The 17,520-nt window shown below is 41.6% G+C and carries 18 protein-coding genes and 1 riboswitch; of the genes, 12 read left to right on the top strand and 6 right to left on the bottom strand.

Translation table 11 applies throughout. From position 1 onward, the window contains the following. The first annotated feature begins 87 nt into the window (after positions 1 to 87). The gene (locus IE337_RS04565) at positions 88 to 1,257 is read left to right on the top strand and encodes a serine hydrolase domain-containing protein (protein ID WP_191135963.1); all 1,170 of its coding nucleotides are present in this window, start codon (positions 88 to 90) and stop codon (positions 1,255 to 1,257) included. 45 nt (positions 1,258 to 1,302) lie between these two features. Here IE337_RS04565 and IE337_RS04560 read toward each other — a convergent pair whose 3' ends face one another. Then, entirely contained in the window at positions 1,303 to 1,797 is a 495-nt protein-coding gene (locus tag IE337_RS04560; protein ID WP_191135962.1) for a threonine/serine exporter family protein, read from the bottom strand. 24 nt (positions 1,798 to 1,821) lie between these two features. Beyond that, entirely contained in the window at positions 1,822 to 2,601 is a 780-nt protein-coding gene (locus IE337_RS04555) for a threonine/serine exporter family protein (protein WP_191135961.1), read from the bottom strand. A gap of 381 nt (positions 2,602 to 2,982) precedes the next feature. Between IE337_RS04555 and IE337_RS04550 the strand changes: the two genes are divergently transcribed. Both IE337_RS04550 and IE337_RS04545 read left to right on the top strand, forming a co-directional pair. Continuing rightward, positions 2,983 to 4,272 (top strand): MFS transporter, encoded by a 1,290-nt coding sequence (locus tag IE337_RS04550; protein WP_191135960.1) that lies wholly within the window; start codon positions 2,983 to 2,985, stop codon positions 4,270 to 4,272. 25 nt (positions 4,273 to 4,297) lie between these two features. Then, positions 4,298 to 5,482, top strand: coding sequence for an MFS transporter (locus IE337_RS04545; RefSeq protein ID WP_191135959.1), 1,185 nt, complete (start codon positions 4,298 to 4,300; stop codon positions 5,480 to 5,482). Between the two features lie 64 nt (positions 5,483 to 5,546). Here IE337_RS04545 and IE337_RS04540 read toward each other — a convergent pair whose 3' ends face one another. Beyond that, positions 5,547 to 6,911: an aspartate kinase gene (locus tag IE337_RS04540; RefSeq protein ID WP_191135958.1), complete on the bottom strand. Its 1,365-nt coding sequence runs from the start codon at positions 6,909 to 6,911 to the stop codon at positions 5,547 to 5,549. Positions 6,912 to 7,015: 104 nt separating this feature from the next. Beyond that, a riboswitch (Lysine riboswitch) is annotated at positions 7,016 to 7,192 on the top strand. Between the two features lie 89 nt (positions 7,193 to 7,281). On the opposite strand from IE337_RS04540, the gene alr reads away from it, so the two are divergent. From alr to IE337_RS04505, 7 genes are read left to right on the top strand one after another with little or no spacing between them, the layout of a single operon-like run. Further along, the gene (alr, locus tag IE337_RS04535; protein WP_191135957.1) at positions 7,282 to 8,397 is read left to right on the top strand and encodes an alanine racemase; all 1,116 of its coding nucleotides are present in this window, start codon (positions 7,282 to 7,284) and stop codon (positions 8,395 to 8,397) included. A 13-nt stretch (positions 8,398 to 8,410) separates the two neighbouring features. After that, positions 8,411 to 9,676 carry a diaminopimelate decarboxylase gene (gene lysA, locus IE337_RS04530; RefSeq protein WP_191135956.1) on the top strand — a complete coding sequence of 422 codons (1,266 nt, stop codon included), beginning with the start codon at positions 8,411 to 8,413 and terminating at the stop codon, positions 9,674 to 9,676. Between the two features lie 23 nt (positions 9,677 to 9,699). Further along, positions 9,700 to 10,419, top strand: a complete 720-nt coding sequence (gene dapD / locus IE337_RS04525; RefSeq protein WP_191135955.1) for a 2,3,4,5-tetrahydropyridine-2,6-dicarboxylate N-acetyltransferase — start codon at positions 9,700 to 9,702, stop codon at positions 10,417 to 10,419. 12 nt (positions 10,420 to 10,431) lie between these two features. Further along, on the top strand, positions 10,432 to 11,598 hold the full coding sequence (locus tag IE337_RS04520; protein WP_191135954.1) for an N-acetyldiaminopimelate deacetylase: 1,167 nt from the start codon (positions 10,432 to 10,434) through the stop codon (positions 11,596 to 11,598). Between the two features lie 11 nt (positions 11,599 to 11,609). After that, positions 11,610 to 12,503 carry a 4-hydroxy-tetrahydrodipicolinate synthase gene (gene dapA, locus IE337_RS04515; RefSeq protein ID WP_191135953.1) on the top strand — a complete coding sequence of 298 codons (894 nt, stop codon included), beginning with the start codon at positions 11,610 to 11,612 and terminating at the stop codon, positions 12,501 to 12,503. After that, positions 12,503 to 13,249, top strand: a complete 747-nt coding sequence (gene dapB / locus IE337_RS04510; RefSeq protein ID WP_191135952.1) for a 4-hydroxy-tetrahydrodipicolinate reductase — start codon at positions 12,503 to 12,505, stop codon at positions 13,247 to 13,249. Before dapA ends, dapB begins: the two co-directional genes overlap by 1 nt. A gap of 10 nt (positions 13,250 to 13,259) precedes the next feature. Then, positions 13,260 to 14,354 (top strand): aspartate-semialdehyde dehydrogenase, encoded by a 1,095-nt coding sequence (locus IE337_RS04505; protein WP_191135951.1) that lies wholly within the window; start codon positions 13,260 to 13,262, stop codon positions 14,352 to 14,354. 56 nt (positions 14,355 to 14,410) lie between these two features. On the opposite strand, the gene IE337_RS04500 is transcribed toward IE337_RS04505, so the two are convergent. Next, a complete protein-coding gene (locus IE337_RS04500; RefSeq protein ID WP_191135950.1) occupies positions 14,411 to 14,953 on the bottom strand; it encodes a GNAT family N-acetyltransferase in 543 nt (180 codons plus the stop codon). 90 nt (positions 14,954 to 15,043) lie between these two features. Here IE337_RS04500 and IE337_RS04495 point away from each other — a divergent pair, with 90 nt between their 5' ends. Continuing rightward, positions 15,044 to 15,838 (top strand): SDR family NAD(P)-dependent oxidoreductase, encoded by a 795-nt coding sequence (locus IE337_RS04495; RefSeq protein WP_191135949.1) that lies wholly within the window; start codon positions 15,044 to 15,046, stop codon positions 15,836 to 15,838. Between the two features lie 33 nt (positions 15,839 to 15,871). Here IE337_RS04495 and IE337_RS04490 read toward each other — a convergent pair whose 3' ends face one another. Both IE337_RS04490 and IE337_RS04485 read right to left on the bottom strand, forming a co-directional pair. Beyond that, positions 15,872 to 16,378, bottom strand: coding sequence for a hypothetical protein (locus IE337_RS04490; RefSeq protein ID WP_191135948.1), 507 nt, complete (start codon positions 16,376 to 16,378; stop codon positions 15,872 to 15,874). Between the two features lie 164 nt (positions 16,379 to 16,542). Further along, positions 16,543 to 17,112, bottom strand: coding sequence for an LOG family protein (locus IE337_RS04485; RefSeq protein ID WP_191135947.1), 570 nt, complete (start codon positions 17,110 to 17,112; stop codon positions 16,543 to 16,545). 58 nt (positions 17,113 to 17,170) lie between these two features. Here IE337_RS04485 and IE337_RS04480 point away from each other — a divergent pair, with 58 nt between their 5' ends. After that, positions 17,171 to 17,497 (top strand): MazG nucleotide pyrophosphohydrolase domain-containing protein, encoded by a 327-nt coding sequence (locus IE337_RS04480; protein ID WP_191135946.1) that lies wholly within the window; start codon positions 17,171 to 17,173, stop codon positions 17,495 to 17,497. Positions 17,498 to 17,520 lie beyond the last annotated feature (23 nt).

Here is a 17,520-nt window from a genome sequence, read left to right as displayed (position 1 = left end):
CCTTTTTTGGCGAACCTAGTTGTGGATTCACCGGAATTATTAATTAATGCTATAATTGTTCATTGAATAAAATGTAAACGGGCGTGAATGAAAATGCGTTTAAATCAATCAAAACAAAAAAAGAGACGGCGCCAGTGGTTGTTAGTCGGTTTCTTGGGAGTCCTTATAGTTGTACTGATGCTGTTGGTATTAAGATTGAGGCCAGACCAAAAAAATACTCGGCATACTTCGTCGGCAAATCAGAAGTCAACCGTAAAGCTTAAACCATCCAATAAATTCAGAGATAATGGCAACCAGCCAACTTATGTGCAAGGGCCAGTAGTGAACCAATTGAATCAAGAGTTGAAACGCAAGGGTTTCAAAGGAACCGCGCTAGTTATCAAAGACGGACATGTCCTACTTAATCGGGCTTATGGAAAATCTAACCAGTCAGGTAAGCAAAATACAGTGACAACAACATACCCATTGGCCTCAATTTCAAAAAACATTACTGGCGTATTGTTGGTAAAAGTTCTACATGATCATGGATACAACTTTGAAACTAAAGTTTCGGAGTTTTATCCGAATTTACCTCATGCTGATTCGGTAACAGTAAAAGAGCTTGTCGATATGACAAGTGGGTATACAGTCAATCATTTTAGTGACCAAGATCTTTCTGAAGGTGGTTACATCCATGATGTGGTGCAAAGAGCGAAATACAAACCCCAATATGGCGAAAATGGAAAGTGGCGTTATAGTGCGGCGAATTATATTATTGTGTCAGGAATCTTAAGAAAACTGTCAAATAAATCATATGATGAATTATTGGCTGAATATATTCAGCCGTACTACCGCGTTGAAAATAATGTGCAATTTTTAAGTAATAAAAAGCGACCTGTTGCCTACGAACTTGATGGTAAGCGTCCAATAAAAGCGCCGAAAGCTGCCTTTTATTCTGAAGTAGGAACGGGAAATACGTATGCAACGCCATACACATATTACAAATTGTTAAAGGATGAAATTAATGGTAAATTAATTTCAAAAGCACAGTTTATGGCTTTAACACATCCGATTAAAGGCAAAACGTATGCAGGTGGTGTTTACACATACCCAAGTATCAATGCTTATGGGGGACATGGTACCCAAGTTGGCTTTGAGTCGTCATATCGTATTTCAAACGATGGGAAGACAGGTCTCTTTTTATTCTCAAACCAGAAGGCCAACCCAGAAAATGAAGACATAACCTTTAGATATTTCAATGATTTGATGAGGCCATAAAAAAGAACACGACTGTAAAGTCGTGTTCTTTTTTTACATTATAAATTACAAAAGGCGACGCCACGTTTCATCAATAATTGATTTAACTTGGCTATGATTGATTTTACCCAACATAAGGATGAAGAATTCAGCTAGGAAGAAGCCAATTGTAATTGAAACAGCAACCACAAATACATTGTGGAATTGCGCGTGGGCAGCGTATGCGCTGTGATTGGGTGTAATTAACAATTTCATCGCTTCATAGGCTCCACTACCAGGAACTAAGCTCACCATGGCTGGGATAGCAACAACATTGGAAGACACATGATAATGACTACCATACGCATGGGCTAATAGGCCGATGATTAAACCACCCATTAAATTTGGCAAAACGAGTGAGTTGGGTAAAGTCAGTGACAGTCCGTGATAGACGATCCAAACAATCATGCCGATTGTTCCTGAAGGCACTAATGATCGTTTGGGAACATTAGTGATGATTCCAAAACCAAAGGCTGAGGTAAAACTTAGTAGCATGTTCATTAAAATATGGTAACTTGTCATAAGGTTGTTCCTTTTAGAGGTAGCTTAAAAGAGTGCGTTGAAGATAACGACGGCAATGGTTGAGCCAACACCTAAAGCACCAGCACTTAGCAATGATTGCAGAAGACGGATTAATCCTGAAATCATCTCATTATGAATAATTTCATGGATTGCATTCACAATTGAAGTGCCAGGGAATAGAGGCAGCAAACCAAAGATGATGAGGCTAGCAACTGAAGTTGTTGGATAGAATGTCCCAGCAACACAAGCTAAAAAGGCTACCGTAAAAGCGCCAAATACATTGGCCACATAGGGCAAGTCAACGTGACGGTCAACGGTACTATTTAAAAAGTAGCCAGTTGGTCCTAGAAAAAAACCAAACAAAAAAGTGATTGGAGTTGTTTGGAAAAGTAAAAAAGGTGGCATTGAAACTAACCCAGCCCCTATGAAACGTAACCAAAAAGGGTAGTTGATAGTTTTATGTTCAATGCGATCAATGCGATCGTAATAGGTGTTTAGATCAATTTGTCTAGTTAATAAGGCATAAGTGTTTTGGGTCAACGCATCGACCTTTTGAAGGTTAAAGGCATTTGAATTAACCTTAATTAACTCCGTCTTACTTGTGCTATCTAGATTAATGAAAATGGTATCTAAAGTAATGGCACAGTTAATTTTAACGTTTAAAAATTCACTGATTGTAATCAATTGATTTTCTACTTGAGAAGCTTCGGCACCATTCTCAATCATCAAAGATGCGTACTGCGTTAAATTTGTTAAAAGGCGATCAGAATCAATGTTTTGTATCGCTGTAACGGTCTGGGTCATCGTAATAGGTCCTTTGAATTTAGGTTGGTTAATGTGTGCCGATGTCGAAACTAAGACACATGGCAATCATTATATGCTTAATCGTATTAAAAGTAAATTTTAAAGCAATGCATATTTATTGATACCAGTTATGACATGATTTTCAATTTGGCCTAACCTTTTACGAAAAAAACTTTGATTTAGTGATTGACTTAAAAATTAAGTTCAAATATACTGGAAATTCAGGTTCATTTTCAATGAAACTTAATGGCTGTCGTGGAACAACGGTTCTAGGTTCAGGCAGTTCCCCCAAGTGTGGACAATAACGATTGGGGAGTGGACGCCATAATGAATCTTTTTAACGTTTTTACGTTAAAAAAATTTGATAAAGGAGTCTATATTTTGACTACATTTAAAACACTTTCAAGCTGGCAGAAAAATGTCAGCGCTTTTTTATTGAGTCAGTTCTTAACTGGTATTACCAGTATGACGGTTCAATATTCAATTATTTGGTATTTAACTGAGCAAACGCACTCAGCGAAGGTGCTTAGTTATGCCACACTTATCGGTATGTTGCCGATGATTTTACTTAGTCCTTTCGCTGGGACTTATGTTGATCGTTGGAACAAGAAACTCTTATTAATCGTGCCAGATGTTGTCGCGGCAGTTGTCGCAGCTGGACTTTCAATTGTTATTCTAATGACTGGGCACGTTTCAATTTGGGTAGTTTATCTGGCGCTATTTATTCGCGCCGTTGCACAGACCTTCCAGATGCCAACAATTCAGTCAATTATTCCAACGATTACACCGGAAGCACATTTAACTAAAGTGAATGGGCAGTTTGGGATGATCCAATCAGCGAATATGATTGTTGCTCCAGCGCTAGGTGCCTTTTTGTTCACCATAGTTTCCGTGCAGTATTTATTATTACTAGATGTGCTGGGTGCCGTTCTGGGAATTTGCATGCTGCAATTTGTTAAAATCCCAAAGGTGGATGCTGCGGCTAAGAACGAAGTGGCCAAGGCCCATCCAGTTAAGACTGTTGTAAGTGACATGCTGAATGGGGTACAACTCTTGACCAAAAATAAAGGGTTATGGATTTCACTGGTGATTGGTTCAATTTCAACGTTATTTATTATGCCAATTGCTAGTTTGTATCCCTTGATGACTTTAGACTATTTTAAAGCTTCTATTGGTCAAGTTGGGTTAGTTGAAGTCTGTTATTCAGTGGGGATGCTGACAGGTGGGCTCATTATCAGCGTATTTGGAAATTGGAAAAATCGAATGATTCCGTTTATGCTTTCTTATATTTCTTTGGGGATTGTCATGATTTTGAGTGGGTTGTTGCAACCTTCTAAATTTGGTTTTATGCTCTTCGTCGGCCTAACGTTTATCACAGGCGTTGGCGTGCCATTCTTCGATACACTACTAATGGCGATGATTCAGCAAAGTTATGAAAACGAGAACTTGGGTAAAGTCATGGGTGTCACTATGTCAATCTTGAGTCTCCCAGGACCAATTGGGTTGATTGTCTTTGGGCCATTGGCTGATACAGTTGGGGTAAATCGTGTCTTCTTAATTTGTGGTATAGCCGTGTTCTTATGTGCACCTGTGAATTGGGCATTTAAGTCGGCACGCGAATATGATGTAAATTTACAAAGTAACAAAAAAACAAGCAACACTAAAAAGTAGAATAAAAAATATTTTTTGGAGAAAAATGATGAAAAAAGAATTGAAACTTATTTTAGCTGGAATTTTATTTCTAGCCGCTATCTTACGAATCCCGCTGACCTCAGTGGGACCGCTAATTCCTTCGTTGAGTGATACAACAGGTCTGTCATTGACAAATTTGAGTCAATTAACCTCAATTAGTCTTTTAGTTTTTGCAATCTTATCAACCTTAGTACCTAAGATTTCTCGTCGACTAGGATTGTTGCCAAGTATTTTAGGGTCGATTAGTCTTGTGCTAGTCGGGATCCTGGTACGATCTTTTACAGGGAATATTGGCCTCTATATCGGAACAGTGATTATTGCCGTAGGTATTTGTTTTGGAAATGTCCTTTTGCCAACTTTGGCAAAGACGTACTTTCCCAATAAACTCGGTAAGATTACAAGTAGCTATACGATCGTAATGAATTTAATGGGGGCCATTGGGTCAAGTGCAGCAATCCCAGTTTTGGGGTTGATGCATAATGTACCTAGCCTAGCCTTGGCATCGGTTGGCTTTTTGACGCTGCCAGCTTTGTTGGTTTGGTTTATGATTTATCTAACGGGTGGAGCTAACGCTACTCAAACAGACGCTGGAACAGCCACACAAATGGGAGCGAAAGTTAACATTTATCGCTCAAAAATTGCTTGGTCTTTGGCAACTTTTATGGGTCTACAATCATTGATTTTCTACACATACGTTTCTTGGTTGCCTAAGATTATTGAAAGCAAAGGTTATTCACTAGCTTTTGGTGGAAGTCTGTTGGGCGTTTTGCAATTAATGATTTTACCAGCCTCATTTGTGGTGCCAGCTTTTGCCGAAAAGGTTAAGAATCAAACTGGGTTTGTCATCTTTGCGGGATCTGCTATTTTTGTTGGGACGCTCTTATTGTTTACTGGCAATGAGTTCTTGATGGTCGTAGCTGTTCTAATTTTGGGAATTGCTGTAGGTTCGGCCTTTAGTTTATCACTCATTCTATTTACGATTCGTACGCATTCTGGTCAGGTTGCAGCTGAACTTTCAGGGATGAGCCAAACGGTTGGTTATACCCTAGCAGCCGTCGGACCTGTATTTTTCGGCTTACTAGTAGGCTGGACTGGTTCGTTTATTACACCACTAATGTTAATTTTGGTATTGGCCGTTTTGATGGTCGTTATTGGTTATAAGGCTGGGAAACCAGGATTTATTGATTAAAAGATATAAAAAAAGCCAACTGGGATGTTATCCAGTTGGCTTTTTTAGCTATACCAATTTTAATTTAATTAAAAAATTGTTGGTAAATAATTTTAGTGGCTTCATCAATTTTATGTGTATCAATACCAAGCATGAGACTGATTTCAGAAGCGCCCATGTTAATCATGCCGACGTTAATGTTTGCATCACTAAGCGCTGTGAGAATTTTAGCTGGAGCATTATGGTAAACATGCATCCCTTCACCTACAACCATCATAATGGCAAATTCAGGAATCAAATCTAGTTCATTTGGATGTACGGTTTCTTCAATTTCGGAGCAAACAGCCTGAATTTGTTCTTCACTTACCAGTGATTTATCGAAAATGATGGTCATATCATCGATTCCAGATGGCATATGCTCATAACTGACACCATGTTTCGCGAGGATTTCTAAAATTTTCAAGGTGAATCCGACTTCTTTATTCAGCAAGTATCGGTGAATATAAATGGCGGCGAAACGTGCGTCTGTTGCGATACCGGTGACGGGTGAGACAGTTTTTTCGTCAACTGCGCTGGTTGGGACAATCATTGTTCCAGGCGCGCTGGGATCATTGGTGTTCTTAACATTGATTTTAACATTTGTTTCAATCACAGGAAGGATTGCCTCGTCGTGAAAGACTGAGAATCCTGCATACGATAGCTCCCGCATTTCACGGAAAGTCATTGTCTTAATTTTTTGAGGATCTGGCACTAGATTGGGGTTTACGGTATAGATAGCAGAGACGTCGGTAAAGTTTTCATATAAGTCGGCCTGCAGTCCACGAGCTAAGATAGCGCCTGTGATGTCTGATCCACCACGTGAAAAAGTGACCATCAAACCGTCGGCATCAAAAGCACAAAATCCAGGGACAACGGTAATAACTTGATCATCTAACGTCACTTGTTGCATGGTGTCGTAGCAAGCGGGAACAATTGCGGCTGCTCGAGGGGTTCCGTTTACAACTATACCAATTGTGTCTGGACGTACAAATTTGGCAGGATGCCCCAAATGATTTAAGATTCGCGCGAGTAATTGCGCATTAAAATATTCACCATGCCCTGTAAATGCAGCAAAAAGATAATCAAAAGAGGGGTAGTGAATACGATTTAGTTGGTCTAGTTCGTTTTTAAGCATGTTTACGAACGTTGCATCCTCAATTTTAAAATAATCTAGAATATCTGTATAACGTTTTAGAATTGTCTGTTTAATTTCTGAGAGATCAGCACCACTAATGGTTTTTTCAGCAAAAGTGATAAATAGATCCGTTACTTTTATATCGCCAGAAAAGCGTTTACCAGGAGCAGAAGGGACGACAACACGCCGATCTGCATCACGCGTAATGATATTGATAACCTTTTCAAACTGGGCACCATCAGCTAATGAGGACCCTCCAAACTTAACGACTTTCATAAAAGTAACCTCCAATTTGTTTGTCATCAAGTAAACATGTGAAAATGATGAAAGTCAAGGGGTTGACCTTTTCGCAAAAAGCTAGTAATCTAATTGTAATTTAATAAATAGATAGAGGTTGCAACCGACAAAATTAACTAATGGAGTTTGCCAAACGGTGAAGTTAGTGAAAGGGAAGGTTGCCGAGGTGTTGTGATTTGGGCCAAATCCAATGCCGGGCTAGCAATTAAAAGTTGTTAGACTGTCACTGCTCATACAAGTAGTGGGGAGCTGTCGTTCGTTATCGAGATAAGTGTACTTTACTGAATCCGAATTACTGGGCGTTCCCTGTAATTCGGATTTTTTTTAGATATTTTTTGGAGGATCAGACATGGTAGTTGCGATTACAAGACCCACCCGCGTGATAGTTTCAAAATCAGCGGTGAAACATAATTTAGATGCGACACGTGATGCTTCGCACGCCAAGTTTATGTGGTTAGCGGTTAAGTCAAACGCCTACGGCTTTGGCATCATCCCCATGAGTCAAGCAGCGGTTGAAGCTGGCGTGGATGGATTAGCGGTTGCCATTCTGGATGAAGCCCTAGCCATCCGGCAAGCCGGGATTACCGTCCCAATTTTGGTTCTCGGCATTACGCCACCGGGATATGCCAAGTTAGCAGCAGAATACGACGTTATTTTGACGGTTGCCAATCAAAATTGGTTAACACAAGCGCATGATGGATTAGCAGGTGTGGAGAAACCACTCCAAATCAACATCGCTGTTGATACCGGCATGAATCGGATTGGGTTTACTGACCGTGAACAATTGGCTGATGCATTACATTATGCTCGAAATCAGGCCGATATTTTTGATGATCTAGGCATCATGACCCATTTTGCAGAATCGGATTCGCCAAAGGTAGATTACTTCCACAAGCAGGTTGACCGTTGGCATGAATTGACCGATGGTCTTGAACTACCACGTATGGTACATCTTGCTAATTCAGCCGCTGCGTTATATCATGCTGATGAAATTCCAACCGACGTCATTCGTGCTGGGACAATTGCATACGGGATAGAACCTTCACAAGGTGAACTACGCGATGCCAGTTATGTTGAACCGGTCCTTACCCTTGAAACCGAGTTGAATTTTGTTAAGCAATGTCATGAAGGTGACGGTGTTAGCTACGGTCATACTTACTACACATCAGAAGGTGAATGGGTTGGTACGATTCCGCTTGGTTATGGTGATGGTTTGAGCCGTAAGATTCAAGGCTTTGATGTCATTATTGAAGGTGAGCGTTGTCCGCTAATTGGTAAGCCAGCCATGGATCAAATGATGGTTGCATTGCCACATGCCTTTCCAGTTGGCACTAAGGTCACCGTGATAGGGAAGAATCATGGTCAAGAGAACACGCTTGAAGATGTTGGAGCCCATGTGGGTGTCACACCTTGGGAAGTATCAATCCACTTACAAGAACGGTTAACCCGAGTATTAGGGAAATAAAGGAGCAAACGAGATGAGTGAACAAGTGAAAATTGCGGGAGTTGCTGCAACTGATTTAGCCAAAGAATATGGCACACCATTGTATGTCTATGATGTCCCACAAATGCGTCAACAAATGCGTGATTTCAAGCAAGCTTTTGAAAACCGTGATGTTGCTTATGCTGTATCATACGCGTCAAAAGCTTTTGCAACAGTCGCCATGTATGAAGTTGTTAAGCAAGAGGGCTTACATCTTGATATTGTGTCAGGTGGAGAGCTGTATACGGCACGTCGGGCTGACTTCCCAATGGAAAATATTTCATTTAATGGAAATAATAAGTCAGCTGAAGAATTACAAATGGCGATTGACTACGGTGTTGGAACGGTTATTGTAGATAACTTTTATGAGTTAAATATGTTGGAAGATTTGCTTAAGCAAGCAAATAAAACACAGGATGTGCTTTTACGTGTTTCACCAGGTATTTCAGCGCACACGCACGAATATATTTCAACAGGTCAAGTTGACAGTAAATTTGGTTTTGATGTAGATAGTGGACAAATGGTTGAGGCTGTTAAACTTGCTTTAGCAAGTGAACACTTGAATGTATTAGGGCTTCATGCGCATATCGGTTCACAAATTTTTGAAGAAGCTGGGTTCCAAGGCGTTGCGACCCGTTTGGTTGAGCTAGCAGAACAAGCTGGTTTTGTGCCTAAGGTCTTGGATGTTGGGGGTGGATTTGGTATCCGCTATACAGAAGATGATCAACCATTACCACCTACAACACTGGTTGATGACATTATCACAAGTATTGACACGGCGACGCAAGCACGTGACCTTCCTATGCCAGAAATTTGGATTGAACCTGGTCGCTCAATTGCGGGTCCATCGGGCTACAGCTTATACACTGTTGGTTCACGTAAGGACTTGCCAGGGATGCGCCATTATGTTGCCGTTGATGGTGGGATGGGCGATAATATTCGACCAGCTCTCTATCAAGCCGACTACGAAGCAGAATTAGCTGAACCAGCTGATGACCGTGAAGCCGAGTCTGTTCGCTTAGTTGGTAAGTATTGTGAATCAGGTGATATTTTGATTGATGAACAAACTTTGCCTAAACTAGAGCCTGGTGATGTCGTGGTTATGAACGCCACTGGGGCTTACGGCTACTCAATGGCTTCAAACTATAATCGTAATCCACGACCAGGGGTTGTATTTGTGGAAAATGGCCAATCACAAGAAGTTGTGCAACGTGAAACCTATGCTGATATGGTCCGTTTGGATCATCACTACGAACTATAAGAGAATTGATAAGGGAGAACATTATGACTGAATTATCTGCTGAAGACATTATTAACACAATCGCAACGGCCCCAAAGCTAACGCCTGTCCGTGTCGATATTGCGGGGGATGGTGCCCTTAAGATTTTAGAATTTCCAGAAGGGGTTGAAGCTTTCCTAAATGAAGATACCGGTGTTATTTATGGCGATTGGGCCGCAATTAAGCCAGTCTTGGATGACAATGAGGCTTTGATTAGTCAAACTCATGTCGAAATTCTAGCCCGTAACTCAGGTGTTCCTTTGTTGGATTATGACAATATCCCTGCTCGAATTGAACCAGGAGCGATTATTCGTGATCAAGTGGTTATTGGACAAAATGCGGTCATTATGATGGGTGCTACGATTAATATTGGCGCTGAAATTGGTGAAGCTTCAATGATTGATATGGGCGCTGTGCTCGGTGGACGTGCCTTAGTGGGTAAGCACTCACATATTGGGGCAAATGCGGTTTTGGCTGGAGTTGTCGAACCAGCGTCTGCACAACCAGTGCGCGTTGGCGATAATGTTTTGGTTGGAGCCGGTGCTGTCATTATTGAAGGCATACAAGTTGGTGACAATGCTGTTGTAGCAGCCGGAGCAATCGTCACAGATGACGTGCCCGCTAATACCGTTGTGGCTGGTGTGCCTGCTAAGGTGATAAAGACACTTGATGATCAAACAAAAAGTAAGACGGCCTTGGTTGACGCCCTACGTCAATTAGACTAAGGAGAAGGCGACATGGCTGAAGCACTATTAGATGATACGCAATTAGTTGAGATTAGACGCGATTTACATCAAATTCCTGAACTAGCTTTACAAGAAACGGAAACGCATGACTACCTGAAATCAGTTATTTCGGATTGGCAGGTCCCTTGGATGGAAATTCGTGACGTACCTGAGCTGCCAACAGCAATTTTAGTACGTTTTCAGGGATCAGACCCCCAACGAACATTGGGGTATCGAACAGACATTGATGGCTTGCCAATTGAGGAAGCAACCGGGTTACCTTTTGCGTCAAAACATTCTGGTAAAATGCATGCTTGTGGCCATGATATGCATATGACCGTGGCCTTGGGGGTTTTGCATTACTATACTGTGCATCAACCAAAGGATAACCTTGTATTTCTTTTTCAACCAGCTGAAGAAGAAGAGTTTGGTGGTAAGAAACTTTATGATTTAGGTGTTTTCAGCGATGAATGGCGTCCAGATGAATTTTATGGTCTGCACGATAATCCCGCATTACCAGCTGGACAAATTGCAACACGGCAAGGGACACTCTTTGCTGGCTCATGTGTCGTTCGAATTACTTTCTCTGGTGCCGGTGGTCACGCGGCAATGCCACATCTCACGAATGATGCTCTCTTAGCTGGGGCTAGTTTTGTATCAGCCGTGCAATCAATTGTGTCGCGGAACCTTAACCCAGTCGATGCTGGCGTGGTGACATTTGGCAGTTTCCATGCAGGTGGGACAGTGGGAAACATTATCGCCAGTGAAGCGAAGCTCATTGGAACCATGCGAGGACTCACACAAAAGAATTTAGAAATGATGATGGCACGCATGACGCGCATTGCAAATGGCGTTGCCGAAACATTTAATGTAGATGTTAATCTTGAGTTAGAGCAGGGCGGCTACCAGCCTGTCGAAAATGACCCAGAGACAACGGCGCGGTTTATTGATTTTATGGAAAACGCGGATGACATTGATTTCAGTGATATTGATTCAGCAATGACTGCCGAAGATTTTGGTTATTTACTCCATCAAATTCCAGGAACAATGTTCTGGTTAGGTGTAAATGACCCGCAACACAATCTCCATCAAGCAACTTTAAGTCCAGATGAAGCAGCGCTGGTACCGGGGGTACGCGCAATTACTGAATTCTTGGACTGGCGCATGACACAAGCATAAGGAGCACAAACATGTACGAAGATATTAACTTAATTACAGCAATTATTACACCATTTACTGATGATGGACTTGAAATTGATTATCCAGCATTGGACAAATTAACTGATCGTTTAATTGACGAAGGGACACAAGGTTTCGTCATTGGTGGGACAACCGGTGAGGCACCAACCTTAACCCATTTGGAAAAAATTGCTTTGTATACACACTTTGCACACTATGTGGGTGCTCGTGGGATTGTCATCGCCAATGTTGGTGACAACAATACACAACACTCTGCATTATTCGCTAAAGAAGTGAGTGACATTGAGGGGGTTGATGCTGTACTAGCTGTGACGCCTTACTACAATAAGCCTAGTCAGGCAGGGATGATTGAACATTTCCGTGCAATTGCAACAGCCGCAACAGTACCTGTGATGCTATACAATATCCCAGGTCGCTCAGCTGTTGGTCTAACCAACGAAAGCGTCGTCACTTTAGCCCAACACGATAACATTAATGCGGTTAAGCAGGTGACAACAATTGATGACTTAGGTTACCTTGTTGAAAATACACCAGACGATTTCTGGGTTTATACAGGTGAAGATGCGCAAACCTTGGCTGCTAAGGCTGTGGGGGCCCAAGGAACAATTTCAGTTAGTTCACACATTTATGGACCTGAAATGGCAGCTTTGTTTACAGCGCTTGAAGTTGGGGATGTCCCTGAAGCAGGGCGTCTACAACGCTGGTTAACGCCAAAAATGAGTGCCTTGTTTGCTTATCCATCCCCAGCGCCAGTTAAGGCAATTTTGGCTGAAAAGGGTGAGGTAGAAAATACAACGCGTCTGCCAATCTTGCCTTTGAATGAAGCTGAAACAACTCACCTACATGAATTGTTGGCAGACCAAGTCGAGGGGGACCAAGCCTAATGACAAAAGTATTTCTAGCTGGTGGTTTTGGTAAAATGGGCCAAGCCATTCAAAAACAAATCGCACAAACCGAAGACTTAGAGTTAGTGGGGATTTTGGCGCCACATCCAAAACCAGCTGATGTGCCTGTTTTTGAAGGACTTGATTTGATTGATGTTCGCGCAGATGTTTGGGTTGATGTGACAACTCCGGATACAGTCTATGATAATGCTGAATATGCCCTTAGTGCCGATATGGATGTCGTCATCGGAACCAGTGGTCTCACAGAGACACAGACTGATGCGCTTAAGCACTTAGCGCAAAGCAAAAAACGTCATGTTTTGGTTGTTCCAAATTTTTCAATTTCTGCCGTATTGATGATGCATTTTGCAGGTCAAGCAGCCAAGTACATGCCAGACGCTGAAATTTTGGAAATTCACCATCAAGACAAGCTTGATGCACCTTCGGGCACAGCGCGGGCGACGGCTAAAAAAATTGCGGCTGGTCGTCGTGAAGATCCACGATTAGTCGGTATTGGACAACCGGCACGTGGAGAAGACATTGATGACGTACAAGTACACGCCATGCGTTTACCCGGTTACTTAGCACACGAAGAGGTCATTTTTGGTGCCACAGGTGAATCATTGCACATCAGTCAAGATTCTATTTCCCGTGAGTCATTTATGGCTGGAGTGGTCTTAGCAATTAAACATGTTGACGAAGTTGCTGATTTAGCAGTTGGTTTAGATGCCATTATGGATTTGTAAGGAGAAATAAATGTCAGAAGCAGGATATCATATTGCGATTTTAGGGGCGACTGGTGCCGTAGGTAATCGTATTTTGGAACAATTAGAGCAGTCAACTATTCCAGTCAAATCAGTTAAACTTTTGGCTTCAGAACGGTCAGTTGGTAAGCAGTTGAACTTCAAAGGTGAACCAATTTCGGTTGAATTAGCAGAACCAGATGCTTTTGAGGGTATTGATATTGTTTTGGCATCAGCTGGAGGATCAGTTTCGGCCGAATTAGCACCGGAAGCAGTAAAACGTGGTGCTGTTGTCGTTGATAATTCTTCATATTGGCGTATGGATGAACGTGTGCCATTAGTCGTACCAGAGGTAAATCCGGAAGCCTTACGTCAACATCAAGGGATTATTGCTAATCCTAATTGCTCAACGATTCAGATGGTTGTGGCTCTAAAGCCAATTCAAGATCAATTTGGGTTGAATCAAGTGATTGTTTCAACCTATCAGGCTGCCTCTGGTGCTGGACAAAGTGCTATTGATGAGGTAATTGCTGAAGCACAAGCCTATATTGATGGTGACCGGGCAATTATGAATGATGATGCGCATATCTTACCAGTAAAGGGTGATGTTAAACATTATCCATTAGCTTTTAATCTTTTGGCGCAAATTGATGTCTTTGAAGATGAAGGTTACACGCATGAAGAGTATAAAATGATCGAAGAGACCAAGAAAATTATGCTGGGTGATCCGAAAGCAACAGCCATTAAAGTAACAGCAACTACTGTTCGTGTGCCGGTGATTATTGGACACGGAGAAAGTGTTTATTTTGAAGTCGATGATAAGTCAGCGACCCGTGAGAGCGTTCAAGCAGCTTTTGCAGGCGCAGATGGCGTTGTCTTGCAAGATGATCCAGATCATCAAATCTATCCACAACCTTTGTTGGCTGAAGGCTCACGTGACACGTTTGTTGGACGTGTCCGTCGTGACTTGGAAAATGAAGGTGCTTTCCATGCGTGGATTGTATCGGATAATTTATTAAAGGGTGCTGCTTGGAATACTGTGGAAATTGCTGAGCAACTGGTCAAGGATGACCTTGTACATGTGCCTGAACAGGCAAGTTGGAAGTAATAAAAAAGAGGCCATAAGCCTCTTTTTTTGTACAAATTTTTCAAATTAAATTTTGATTAATCAGCTAGTTTTGTGTACAAAATCAAGTCGCGGTATTCGCCCTCGTTAATAATGTGATCTTTTAGTGTTGCTTCATAGTGAAAGTCAGCATTTTCGGCGACAGCAATGCTTTTTACATTCAGTGTATCAGCTTCAATGGTTAATTTATGAAAACCAAGCTCATGCAAGGCGCGGTGAGCTAATTGTTTGACAGCTTGTGTCATGATGCCGTTACCTTGATAGGTAGGGTCTAGCCAATATCCGATTTGAGCATGGTGAAAATTTGCGTCAATTTCGTGCAAATCTATTGTGCCAATGGGATGTCCGTTAACAAGGATGACTAGTGAAAGTAATTCATATTGGGCATTTTTCATTCGTACATCGTTGATAAATTTTAATTCAGTTTCAACGGAATCCGTTTCTGGAACCCACGGGAGCCATTTCGTAAATTCGGCTGCGTTCGTCTGGATAATGTTGAACAGCTCAGGTGCGTGGCTATTTTCAGGGAAGACGAGTTGAATGAGACCGATGCGTGTTTCAAATTCTGAAAAAACAAACATGTGATATACCTCCGAATAAGATGTAACGTTGTTTACAATAAGTAAGTGTGTTATGCTGATTTAACTAATTTAAAGTAAGAGGTGAGAGGAATGGACTTACAGTTAAAACAAAAAACAGCATTAGTGACCGGTTCGACTAAGGGGATTGGTCGCGCAATTGCTGAAAGTTTAGCACAAGAAGGTGTTAATGTCATTATTAACGGTCGCTCAATTGAGACAGTTGATCAGGTACAGAGGACATTACAGTTACAGTATCCCGATGTTTCGATAAGCGCGGCCCCTTTTGATTTGAGCCAGGAAGCTGAACGTGAAGCACTTTATCATCAGTTTCCTGAAGTTGATATTTTAGTTAATAACATGGCTATTTTTGAAGAAGCAACGTTTGCTGAATTGACGCTTGAAGAGTGGCGACATTATTTTGAAGTAAATGCCATTGTGGGGATTGCACTTTCAAAGTTTTATTTACCGCGACTCTTACAAAAGGATGCCGATGGACGTATTATTTTTATTGCAAGTGAAGCAGCCGTGATGCCAAGTCCCGAAATGCCGCATTATTCTATGACAAAAGCCATGAATCTGAGTTTGGCAAAATCATTGAGCTTACAGACAGCTGGAACAACTGTGACCGTCAACACAGTGATGCCAGGTTCAACATTAACTGAAGGTGTGGAAAGTCTTTTGGAGAGTCTGTATCCAGACATCGCAAGCTTAACTGAAAGAGAACGTCTATTCATGTTAAACAATCGGCCAACGTCAACTATTCAACGATTAATTACCCCTCAGGAGATTGGAGACTTTGTGACTTACGTTGCTAGTCCAAAAGCAGGTGCTTTTTCAGGTGAAGCGCTACGGATGGATGGGGGCATTGTTCCAACAATGAATTAAAAAAGCGGCCCCTGCGGGACCGCTTTTTTTATGCTATTCAGTACCTGCTTCAGTTTGATCAGTAGCAGTATTGTCATCTGTTTGATCGGTTGTAGCTGCGTCTGCTGCTGGTGCAACGTCACCATCTGCAGTAGCGATAACACTACCATCCTTGAGGCCAGCAAGGGTTTCCTTTTCGTATTTCGTCAAAGGAATATGGTTTTCTTTGGCTGATTTAAGTGCATCAGCCATTGGAACACCTTGTTGATCGTGAAGGTATCCAACATATGACGTGCCATATGTTGACATAAAGTCTGATAAGCTAAGCTTCTTAGCATCTTTTTCAACTGATCCGGAGGCTGACTCTGTTGAAGTGTTACTTACATTCTCATCAGAATCACTAGCAGCATTTGCCAAACTTTCTGATGCAGCCTTATAAGAAGACTTTTGTTGTGCCTTAACTTCAGCTCTGTGCTTATTTTGAGTGACGCCGTAGTATGCAGTTGCACCACACAGCGTGAGTACAGCAACTAACATAACGACAATTCCTGTTTTTTTCATGACCTGTTTCTCCTATAACACGGTTTTAGTAACACTAATTATTATAGCTGAGCTTAACGGATTTACAAAGATAAGTTGGTTAATACTAACCTTTTTTAATATTTATTACATAAGTTCATTCACTTAAACAGGCGTTTAATGCCACAACTGCTGATTTAATTGCTTTATTTTGTATATTGTCGAATCAAAGGAGGTTCGTAGTTTTCCATGAATTGAAACATTTTTGGTAAACTATCAAAAAATCCTAGTTTATCAAAATCTGACTGCGTGAGGAATTCAGTATTCACCATTGCTTGGAACATGTCTTGGATTGGTCGATAATAGTGATTAACATCATAGAAAACACAAGGGTTATCGTTATCGCCGATACGAGCCCAAGAAAAAGCCTCGACAATTTCTTCTAAAGTCCCTGGACCACCAGGTAATGCAATACAACCGTCAGCGTACGCTAACATTTTTTGTTTACGAACAGACATGTTCGGCACAACTTCAAGATCAGTGAGGCCTGGATGAGCAGCACCACGGTCATAAAGATTTTGAGGCATGATGCCATGAACGACACCACCATGATCCAATACTGTTTGAGCCAGTAATCCCATTAGACCAACACCGCCACCACCATAGACGAGTTCAAGCTGATGCTCTTCTAGCCAAGTGCCTAACGCCACAGTAGCGTCAGCATAGGCGGGTTCATTACCTGTCGAAGCCCCACAATAAACCGCAATCTTTTGCATAATATGCCTCCAATTCATGTATTATAGATATATAATATATCATACTGTGGGGGCGACTATGAACTTAGATGAGCATAAACAGTGGTTGGCTGATTTTTATGCCGAACGTGGATGGTTACAACTCTCTTCATCACGACGATTGAATTTTTTAACGGAAGAAGTTGGTGAGTTATCCCAGGCAATTCGCCGTTTTGAATTTGGGCGTGATCACCCAGGTGAGCGGGTGCAATCAGTGAAAGAAGAAAAGGAAAATATCGTAGAAGAGTTGGCAGATGTGCTAGATGAAGTGTTTATTTTTTGTGAGAAATTTGACATTTCACCCAGTGAACTTATGCAATATAGTGAAGATAAATTAAATGGACGTTTTAAATCAAACGCAAAATAAAAAGACGTGTGCCAGAACTGACA

This window comes from Weissella viridescens, assembly GCF_014789145.1.
GTDB classification, from domain to species: Bacteria; Bacillota; Bacilli; order Lactobacillales; family Lactobacillaceae; genus Weissella; species Weissella viridescens.
The sequence above is the reverse complement of the archived record's forward strand: the minus strand, read 5'-3'. Positions and strand labels throughout refer to the sequence as shown.